The sequence below is a fragment of the Microseira wollei NIES-4236 genome (assembly GCF_020521235.1).
GTDB classification, from domain to species: Bacteria; Cyanobacteriota; Cyanobacteriia; order Cyanobacteriales; family Aerosakkonemataceae; genus Microseira; species Microseira wollei.
The window spans coordinates 40,609-51,594 of record NZ_BLAY01000021.1 but is presented as its reverse complement, the minus strand read 5'-3'; the positions used below and the strand labels follow the sequence as shown (position 1 = coordinate 51,594).

5 protein-coding genes are annotated in these 10,986 nt (G+C 41.8%); all 5 read left to right on the top strand.

Annotated elements, in window-relative coordinates; genetic code table 11:
- Nucleotides 1–359: 359 nt before the first annotated feature.
- The 5 genes from MiSe_RS09160 (at nt 360) to MiSe_RS09140 (ending at nt 10,980) form a co-directional block, all read left to right on the top strand.
- The gene (locus tag MiSe_RS09160; RefSeq protein WP_226577806.1) at nt 360–1,820 is read left to right on the top strand and encodes a sigma-70 RNA polymerase sigma factor region 4 domain-containing protein; all 1,461 of its coding nucleotides are present in this window, start codon (nt 360–362) and stop codon (nt 1,818–1,820) included.
- A gap of 15 nt (nt 1,821–1,835) precedes the next feature.
- Nucleotides 1,836–3,197: a DUF1822 family protein gene (locus MiSe_RS09155; protein WP_226577803.1), complete on the top strand. Its 1,362-nt coding sequence runs from the start codon at nt 1,836–1,838 to the stop codon at nt 3,195–3,197.
- A 193-nt stretch (nt 3,198–3,390) separates the two neighbouring features.
- Entirely contained in the window at nt 3,391–5,871 is a 2,481-nt protein-coding gene (locus MiSe_RS09150) for an ABC transporter substrate-binding protein (protein ID WP_226577800.1), read from the top strand.
- Between the two features lie 29 nt (nt 5,872–5,900).
- Nucleotides 5,901–8,417: an ABC transporter substrate-binding protein gene (locus MiSe_RS09145; protein WP_226577797.1), complete on the top strand. Its 2,517-nt coding sequence runs from the start codon at nt 5,901–5,903 to the stop codon at nt 8,415–8,417.
- A gap of 19 nt (nt 8,418–8,436) precedes the next feature.
- Entirely contained in the window at nt 8,437–10,980 is a 2,544-nt protein-coding gene (locus MiSe_RS09140) for an ABC transporter substrate-binding protein (protein ID WP_226577794.1), read from the top strand.
- The last annotated feature ends 6 nt before the right edge of the window (nt 10,981–10,986 follow it).

Below are 10,986 nucleotides of genomic sequence, written 5' to 3'. Positions count from 1 at the left end.
GAGCGATCCAACAAACGCGATCTGAGAGACTCCGTAGGCTGAAATGCTTTTAGGCTCTACATCTTGAGTTATAGGACAACAATTTGAGGAACTTGTGAGGATGGGTAATGGGTAATGGGTAATGGCTAATGGCTAATGGCTAATGGCTAATGGCTAATGGCTAATGGCTAATGGCTAATGGCTAATGGCTAATGGCTAATGGCTTATGCTTCGGGTGTTGGGTTTGGTTCCTCAACCAACCTAGATTTTGCTCGCATAAATTTTTGCACCGGACTCAATCGATAAGTGTAGACCCCAATACAGGAGTCGAACGGAGAAGCTAGTTTAGAGCGCTCAACCTAGTTACTCAGGTCACTATTATGCCATTGGAATGTTTTTATACCTTACCCAACCGCGTAGAAGAACATCGCATTTTCTGGCAAATCAAGCCCCGATTGCAACAGAACATTGAATATTTGTGTCAAATCATACAACCAGTTGACTATTTAGTTAACGACCCGTGGGAGGCGGCGATCGCTCGCTATCTATTCGAGCAGTTCCAGCAGCATCCAGAGTCGGAACTATTGCGAACCCATTGGATTGCGTTTCTGCAAAGGCGTTGCGAAATACTAGCCAAGAGAATTTTGCCTCTGATCGACACTCATCAGAATCTTGGTTTCCAAGACTTATTTATGATGGCGTCTCTTGCAGCAATTGCTCCAGCTAAGTTCTTTAACAATTTTGACGAAAGTCGCGTTAAAATGCGCTGTTGGTATCCGACATTCATCAGGTTTACTGACATCAAACTCAAGCATCTTTTACTACCCGAATTAAGGAGGGCTACAGGAAACAATATGTTTGGACAAACTAAGTTAGGTTTAGTGGCACGCTCGAGTCGAACACGAGTCAGAGAAGCACTAGAACGCTCTGGTTACACAAAAGCACAAATCTCTCAATATCTGCTCGTTTGGCAATGTTTTAAGGAATACAGCGAGTCAGTCTACCTCAGCGTCAATACATTTAGAACCCAAGATTTTCAAAATATCGCCGACCGTTATAATGAGTTGAATGAAACTGAAAATAGCGTTAGCGGCTCGGAAATTAAAACCTGGTTGGAGAACATCTCTGAAGCGATTCGACGATTATCAGATCCAACCCGTAATTCTTTTTGGGATCGTTTTTATTCCAACTTTGAGCGGGAAACAAATTTGCTAGAAAACATTCCATTTGAGACAAGCTACGATGAGGAGATGGATGAAACTGTAAACGCATTCAGGCAAGCGATCGCTAATCTTTTGAATGGGTTACAAGAAGTGAAAGACAAACGAATTCTTTTTCTCAAGTATGGGTTAGAACTGAATCAAGGTCAAGTTGCTAGCGAAATAGGAGGTATAAATCAATCGACAATCAGTCGCTATCTCCAGAAGTTAAACAAGCATATTTTGTCGCAAATTTGGGATTGGGTCAGAAAAGAGCTAAAAATCGAACCGAGTTTTACAGGATTGGCTGAAATACAAGCCGTGTTGTCGCAACATTATTCTGAGGAAATCGACCGCTTTGTTCAAAATTCAATTCGTTCATTGGACGAGCAAAGCTGGGAATTCTTAAAGTTGTTTTATCTGGTGAAAAAGCCACTTTCAGACATGGGAAAAATGATTCAAAGAACTGAAGAGGAAGTGCGCGATCGCTTAAAAGCAATGCAACAAAGGTTATACAGCAACACGCTCGCTCAAATTCAAGCTGAATTTAACCTCGAATTGCAACCAGAGGGTGCAGCTATCAAGAGCATTCCTGCAATAGTCGAAACTCGACTAGAAACAATTCTGCAATATTTACACTAAGCGGGGGAAAAAACAATGAAATTGAGCAATACCAGCCTCAGCAATATTTATTCCGAGCATTTGTGCTTAGAACTTTCGGACAGCGATTTGGAATTAGCTCGCCCAAATCCTAAAAATTATTCAAACGATACGGGACGCAATTATGCTTTTTTCAATCTCCTGTGTTTGAATAAATTTTTGCATTGGTGCGAGGAAAACTTAGGATTAGAAACTCCCCCCAGTGTATTTCCCAATCGGGAAGTTTTACCCATGCTTTGGGAATTTTTTACTGGTTCTGGAATTAATCTTTACGGTAAACGACTGGTACTGATTCCCACCGATACCGTCGATATGGAAGATTTCGCCGTACCTCAAGAATGGGTGGATATTCCCAATTTAGCAGCGGATTATTATTTACCCGTCCAGGTTGATATAGAAAACCGCTCGGTTCATTTTTGGGGTTTTGTTTCCCGACGCACTTTGAAAGCTAAAGCAGATTACGACCCGATTTATCGCCTGTATTACGTCGAGGGAGACTGGGTTATTCCTAATTTAGAGATGCTGGAGGGTGCGTCTAATTTGTGCGACGAAAAAGGACAAGTTGCACCTTTAGCAACACTATCCAATCAGGAGGCAGAAAATTTAATAGCAGAATTGAGCAAACGTTCACCTTATTCTCCCCGCTTGAATAAAAAATTTCAAAAGTGGGTTGCATTGTTAAATGAGAGTCGTTGGTTACAGCAACTCTATAAACGGCGAGTTACCCCCGTCTTTAATCTCAACATATGGTTGGATGGGATAGTTGAAGCAGGTTGGCAAACATTTGATGAATGGTTCAATGCCAAAATCCCAGCATTTCGAGCCAAACAAGTGAAGGGAATTGAACTAGACTCACCAGAAAAAATTAAACGAGCAGTCAAGCAGTTTCGTAACAGTCAAAGTGATGTAAATTTTCCGGCTGACATTGAAGATCGAGAGGCGTTGGTGCATTTGTTACAGTATACTCGCGATGAAACAGTTCGCTGGAAAGCGGCTGAGTATTTGTGGGCAATAGATCCAAATTATACCTATCCGGCGATCAGAAGGGTGATGGATTTAGGCGTCCAGTTGATGGGGAATCCCATCGCTTTAATGATTGCTGTTTTGCGAAAAGTAGATGGGAGAATTGCCGTGTTGCTGCGAGCGTATCCAATGGAAAATCAGACTAAATTACCTCCCGATTTGCGATTGATTGCACTCGATGAAAATGGCGCTCCAATTCCGCGTTTGGAAGCTGTTGCAAGGCGAGAACCGCTGGATGATTACATTGCGCTTTATTTTACGGCGGATGTTGGCGATCGCTTCAGTGTCCGCCTAACTTTAGAAGACACCAGCATCACCGAACAATTCGTGGTTTAACCAACATATTATCTGCACAAACGTAGGTTGGGTTGAGGCAACGAAACCCAACTATACTGCTGGGTTTTTGGTTGGCGATCGCTCAATTAAATAACTTATGTAAAGGTTTATTAAAATAAAATAAACCTATTTTGTTTTATTTATTTTTTTGGTATCATACAACTCAATAATTATACCTCAAGGAAGAAGAGAAATGAGTAAGCGAGTCATCTTCAGAATTGACAATGGTGATATTGATCGAGGTTTTACAGTCACCTTAACGATTAAGGTGAATGGGGAAGTTTGCGCTGAAGAGGTTAAGGGTAAGCTTGCACCCGCACCAGAAATTCTCAACCTCTATAATGACTGGCAACAAGTCTATCGCTCTTGGGGACAAAGCAAGCGCTGGTGGAGAAGGAAAATTGTTGTTCCAGATGAAATCGTTACAAATACTTCGTCTGGTTCCAGTGAGAAAGATGTTATAGAGTCGGCTCGCCAAGTTAAAATTGCTCTAAATGAATGGCTTGCTGGTTCTTTCTTAGAAAAACTTAAAAATCGCCTCCTACGAACAGTTAATGAAACCGAATCAGTCAGTTTTATTATCCAGACTGACAACCAAGAATTACAGAAGTTACCCTGGGAGTTATGGGGTTTCTTGCAAGAGGAATATAACCAGGCTGAAATTGCTTTGAGCAGCAGAATAGCACCCAAAACAGGACGTTTGAGCAGTCCAGTCAAAATCTTGGTAATTTTGGGGAGTGATGAGAAAATTGATATTCAAACCGACTGGAATATTCTCCAAAAAAAGTTACCCAATGCCAAATTAGTTCCACTACAAAAACCTCGCGTCGATGAACTCAAAGACCAACTGAGGAGTCGGTCTTGGGATATTATTTTCTTTGCCGGACATAGTTCAACTCACCCAGAGGGGAATGATGCAGGCATTTGGATTAATGACAACGATTATCTATCGCCTAACGATCTAAAGACTTCTCTCAAAAAAGCTGTTAGAAATGGGTTAAAGCTGGCAATTTTTAACTCCTGCGATGGGTTGGGTTTAGCGCGACAATTGGCAGAGAAAATTCCCCATATCATCGTGATGCGGGAACCAGTCCACGATGAAGTTGCACAAAAATTTTTAGACTATTTTCTCACCAGCTTTGCGCGGGGCGATTCTTTACACCAAGCCGTGCGGGAAGCACGCGATCGCTTAAGATCGATCGAAGATTGCTCCCCCAATGCTTCTTGGTTACCTGTTATCTTCCAAAGCTCTTCGGAAGATCCACCCTTAGTTTATCCAAAAATCAATAAATTCCTGTGGTTTGGATTGGGTGGAATTGCAGTAACTCTGATATTGGCTACATCTGTCATCTTCCCGCCGCCACAAAAAGCTTGCGACGCGCAACTGAATAAAAATTTACCGCTGAGTTGCGGTGAGAAGGCGTTAATGAATCCAAAAGATCGTCCGCCGCAGTTTAAAAAGGAAGAGGGGATTAATGCGATCGCACAACATAACTACCAAGAAGCCGTCAAATTACTAACAGAAGCATGGCATGAGAAAAAAGACCCAGAAACGCTGATTTATCTGAATAATGCCAGGATTTTAGCTGACAATATACCCGCAGACAAAATTTACACTATTCCTGTAGTAGTTCCCATCTCGAATGCTCCAGATTTCCAAAGTAAGGATATAGTCAAAGGGATAGCTTGGCTGCAAGATCGAGTCAATCAAAACCCTGACAAAAAATGGAAAATTAGAGTTCTGATAGCCGATGATGGCAATCATATAGCACAAGCTCAAACAATTGCTAAAGAATTGGTGAAGCGGCAGGATATTTTAGTCGTTATTGGTCATTATTCCAGTCATCTCACAACCAACGCTAAACATATCTATCAAGCTAACAAATTAGTCTTGGTATCGGGTAGTGCGGCTTCTCAAGCACTCAGTTCTACCGATCCTGTTAACAATTTCTTTTTTAGAAGCGCGCAAAACACTCAATCTGCATCCAAACCATTAGCGGACTACTTGATCGAAAAAAAATATCAAAATATCGCGTTCTTTTACACAAAAGGCAAAGCATTTAGCGAGTCGTTTAAGAAAGAATTTAAAACTCATTTGGCTCGGCGGGTAAAAATTGTTGGAGATTTTGATTTAGGGGAAGATACATCCAAGGTAAAAAGTAACGTAGCCAGAGTGAAAAAAGAGTTTAAAGATGCTGCTATAGTCCTGAGTCCCGATGCCTATACCACTTCTAATGAAGGGGATAATCAACTAGCGGTAATTAAAGAAAACAACGGTGAATTGTTGATTGCTGGCAACGAGACAGTTAGAGATGATAAAGTTTTGGCTTTAGGAAGGCAAGCACTCAGAAAAATGGTTGTCACTACTCCTTTTTATCCCTCTAGTAGCAATTATAAACAATTTCAAGATTTTTGGGGAAAGACAGAAAAGCCAACTTGGCTGGTTATCCTGTCTTATGATGCCTTAAAAATGGCAATTCATGCAATAGAAAGCCAGCCAGGTAAACCCAATCGAATAGGAGTGCAAAAAGTCTTAGCAGACAAGGAATTTAAACTTGAAGGATTGAGCGGGAAGATTACATTGAACGGAAGCGATCGCCGAGAAGACACTAACGCATTAATCGATCCAGATTGTTCGTCGGACTCTTGCTATTGGCGGACAATTCAGAAGTAGCTAACAACCAAACTTAAAGGAGTATCGAAATGAGTAAGCGAGTAATCTTTAGAATCGAGCAAGGAGATTTCGAGCAAGGTTTTCCCGTCACATTGACTATTAGAGAAAATGGGAGGATGTGCGGTAAAGAAGTCAGGGGTAAACTTGCGATCGCACAAAAAACTCTCGAACTTTATAATAAGTGGCAAGACGATTACAAATCTTGGGGAGAAAGCTACCGTTGGTGGAGGCGAAAGATTGATGCTGCCGAGCATATGGAGACAAACTCATCGAGTTATGACTTACAGCATGAAGCTGAAAAATCTGCTTGCCAATTTGAAGAGTATTTTAATACATGGCTAAATAATTGTTCATTAGAACAAATTACGCGACAACTGCTACATACCGTTGGCAAAAATGAATCGGTGAGTTTCGTTGTACAGACAGATAACCAAGAGTTACAGAAACTCCCTTGGGAACAATGGAATTTCCTTCAGGAATATTATAACCATGCTGAAGTTGCTTTGGGGACTGCCAGCCGCTCTCCAGCAGCAGCTTTGAGCGGAAGAGTAAGAATCCTAGTAATTTTGGGAAGCGACGAAAACATTGAGATTGAAACCGATGGGAATATTATCCAGAATAAATTACCGAATGCCGAATTAGTTTTGCTGCAAAAACCTGACTCAAGCAAACTCAGAGATACCTTGAGGAGTCAGCCTTGGAATATTATCTTTTTTGCCGGACATAGCGCAACTAGACCAGACGGAAATGATGGCAGAATTTGGCTCAATGAATCAGAATATTTATCCCCCGCTCAGTTAAGAATTTCGCTGATTCAAGCTGCCAGAAATGGATTAAAGCTGGCGATTTTTAACTCATGTGATGGATTGGGATTAGCACGACAATTGGATAGTTTGGAAATTCCCCATATTATAGTCATGCGGGAGCCAATCCACGATCGAGTGGCTCAAATGTTTTTGAATGCTTTTCTAACTGAGTTTGCTAAAGGTGCTTCTTTACACGAAGCAGTGCGCGAAGCACGCGATCAATTAAGGTTATTAGAAAATGACTCTCCGAAGGCTTCTTGGCTACCCGTTATTTTCCAAAATCCTGAAGAACCACCGCTATTTTATCCGCAACCTGCGGTTACAATAATACAAGACCCTCAACCGAAACCGCCAGAAAAGAAACAAAAAGATCGGCAACTTGCATGGTGGGGAATGGGAGCGATCGCACTCATAAGCCTAGCATTTATCATCTATCCATTCATCGAGGATAAAGATTCGACGCGATCGCCAGGAATCAGCTTAGGAGAAGAAATCCTCAGCGAAAAAAATAGCACCCCGGAAAAACAAGCAGGTATCAAAGCATTTCGGGATAAAAAGTACCCGGCAGCGGTGGAATATTTTCAAGCATCGCTTCAGAAGAATCCGAACGATCCGGAGGCACGCATTTACTTAAATAATGCCAAAGCAGCAAACAGCAAAACAACCTTTAAAATTGCCGTCAGCGTACCCCTTGGTAACAATCAACCCATCGCCGAGGAAATTTTACGCGGGGTTGCGGAAGTTCAAGAGAAGATTAATCAAGAATCGGGAATTAATGGCTTGCCATTACAGGTGGTCATTGCCAATGATAATAATGACGGCGCTTTGGTTAAAGAAGTTGCTCGTAAATTTGTTGAAGACCCGACAATTTTAGCCGTCGTTGGACATAATGCTAGCAGTGCTTCTGTTGTAGCAGCACCTATCTATAAAGACGGGGAATTAGTTATGGTTTCCGCAACTAGCTTTGCTAACCAATTGAAGCAACCGGCTTATATTTTTCGGATGGTTCCTCAGATTACTTTTTTTGCCGCACACTTATCGAAAGCTATTGGCAACCGAATCTCTAAACCCAATGTTGCCATGTGTATCGATCCATCCCCAGATAATCAATCGTATAAACAAGAATTTCAGTCGGTTACTTTAGCCAATGGAGGGAAAACAGTCGATCTACCCTGTGACCTTGCAGACCTAAATTTCAATCCCAGTACTGTCGTTGAAGCGATTAAAGAAAACAAGGCTAACAGCCTGCTGGTATCACCCCATGTCAATAATCTGCCAAAAGCGATCGCCATCTTAAAAGCAGTGCGAGACAGCGATCTATCGATTCAGCTATATGGCAGTCCAACTATGTATACCAAGGAAACCATTCAGTTAGGAGGAAAAGCAGTAGAAGGATTAACAATCTCGGTTCCCTACTTCCCCAATACAGCAGAAAAAGAACAACAAAAGAAGGAATTTCATGCACGCTGGGGGATTGAACTCAACACTTGGCGATCGCCGATGGCTGAGGATGCGACGAAAGCGATCGCCACAGGTTTACAACAACTATTAAAGCAAAACAAACCAACGACTCGTCAGGCATTAGATCGTATCCTCAGAGATCAGAATTTTAAGGTCAAGGGGTTAACTGGAGAATTTTATTTCAACAGCAACACAGGCGAACGCGAATTCCCATCGCAGCAAGATCGTTCTGATGCCTTAATCCGAATTCAAGACGAGCAATTTGTCAACGTTGAATAGATTGAACGGGGATATCAATATGAGCAAGCGAGTTATTTTCAGAATAGATCAAGGTAATTTCGAGCAAGGTTTTCCCGTCAGTTTAGAAATTCGGGATCATCAGCGTAACCTTCTGGCTGGGGAAGCTTTTGGTACTCTGGTTCCCAACTCTGAAATTCTCACCAAATACCAGCAATGGCAACAAGCTTACTACGCTTGGGGTAAAGATGAAAATTGTCGCTGGTGGAGACGAGTAATTGATGTGCCACCAAGCATGAATCAAAACTATTCTACCAGTGAAGACAGTGTAAATCGCGTGAAAAATGCGGCTGGCGAGTTTCAAATATCTTTCAATAATTGGCTAAATCAATCCTTAATAAAGGATATAGAAAAGAGATTATGGCGAAATGTCCAAGAAGATGAACCTGTAACTTTCATCGTGCAAACTGACAACGTAGAGTTACAAAAACTTCCTTGGGATATATGCGATTTAATCGAAGGCTATAAGTATTTCCAAGTAGCTTTGAGCCGGAAAAAAGAACCGATAAAAGGAGAACTTAGCTTTCCTGTCAAAATTTTAGTTATTTTGGGAAGCGATGAAAACATCGATCTTGAACCTGATTGGAATAGTCTTAAGACATTACCCGGAGCCAACCTAACCCGGATAGACAAACCTCAATTGCCCGAATTAAGAGAAAAACTTAACTCTCAGCCTTGGGATGTTGTCTTCTTTGCCGGACATAGTGCGACTTATCCAAACGAAAATGATGCGCGAATTTGGATTAACGACCAAAAATCCTTATCGCCTAAAGAGATTGAGATAGAATTGCAAGAAGCTGTCACAAATGGATTGAAACTGGCGATTTTTAATTCTTGTGATGGATTGGGCTTAGCACGACAACTTGATAAGTTAAATATTCCCCACATTATTGTCATGCGCGAACCTGTCCACGACAAAGTTGCCCAAAAGTTTTTAGAGCATTTTCTGACTCGCTTTGCCAACGGGGAATCTTTACATCGAGCAGTATGTGAGGCAAGGAAAAAGTTAAGTCGTGATGAAGTAGAAGATCGTTCTCCTAGCGCCTCTTGGCTACCTGTAATTTTCCAAAATCCTGAAGAACCACCGCTATTTTATCCGCGAGAACAGCAGTCAACCCCAGAAGAAAAGCCAGCAGCAAAGCAAGAGGAAGACCAAAAACCACAACTGAAAATCAAAAAAATTGCGGGATGGAGTGTGGGATCGTTAGCGAAGCTTTCCGCAGGAATCGCACTCATCACCCTAGCCTTTGCCATCCATAAAATCATCGAGCTTGATAAAGATTCTACCCGTGTTTCTGGAATCAGCTTAGGAGAAGAAATCCTCAGCCAAAATAGTACACCTGAAAAAGCAGCAGGCGTAAAAGCTTTTGCCAATAAAAACTACTCGGAGGCAATAGCAAACTTTAAAGCATCTCTCGATAAAAACCCCAACGATCCGGAGGCGCGAATTTATTTAAACAATGCCAAAGCAGCGTCTCACAAAGAAACAATTAAAATTGCTATTAGCGTACCCTTTGGGCCTAATCAAACTAGAGCCGAAGAGATTTTACGGGGTGTTGCGGCAGTTCATCAGGAGATTAATCGCGACGACGGAATTAATGGCAAGTCATTACAGGTAGTCATTGCTAATGATAATAACGACCCCGTTCTGGCTCAAAAAGTTGCCCGTAAGTTTGTCAAAGATCCCGCTATTTTTGCAGTTGTCGGACACAATGCAAGCGAGGCTACCCTCGCAGCAGCTCCGATTTATCAGGATGGGAAATTAGTCATGCTTTCCCCCACTAGCTTTTCGACCGACATCAAACAGGCTGCGTATATTTTTCGGATGGTTCCCCAGATCAGTTTCTTTACCTCGCAGTTGTCTAAATCGATCGATCGGGAAATATCTGAACCAAAAATTGCAGTGTGTTTAGATGTCTCCTCAAATAATGAATCATTGAGAAGAGAATTTAAGTACGTTGTTTCAGCTTTTAAAGGACAGAACATCGATCTAGAATGTGACCTTTCAGTCCACAATTTCAATCCAAATACTGTAATTGAGGCAATTAGAAGGAACAAGGCTAACAGCTTGATGATCGCACCCCATTCAAATAACGTACAAAATGCGATCGCTCTCTTCAAAGCAGTTCGAGAAAGTCAGTTACCGATTAAGCTGTATGGCAGCCCAACTTTGCATACCGAGCAAACTCTTACAGGCGGGGAAGCAGTAGAAGGCTTGACATTACCAGTTCCCTACTACCCAGATGCGAAAGAAAAAGATGCGTTTCGCTCGCTTTGGAAAGCAGAATTAAACACTTGGCGAACGACGATGGCTGGGGATGCAACGCGAGCGATCGCCACCGCTTTACAACAACTATTGCTAGAAAAAAATCCCACTCGTGACCAATTAGACAATATCCTCATAACCCCCAATTTTAAAGTCAAAGGAGTCACCGGAGAATTTAAGTTCAACAGTAACACAGGCGAACGGGAATTTCTGTTTCATAAACAGCGCTCTGACGCCTTAATCAGAATTGAAAACGGTCAATTTGTCAAGATTGAATAGTTATAA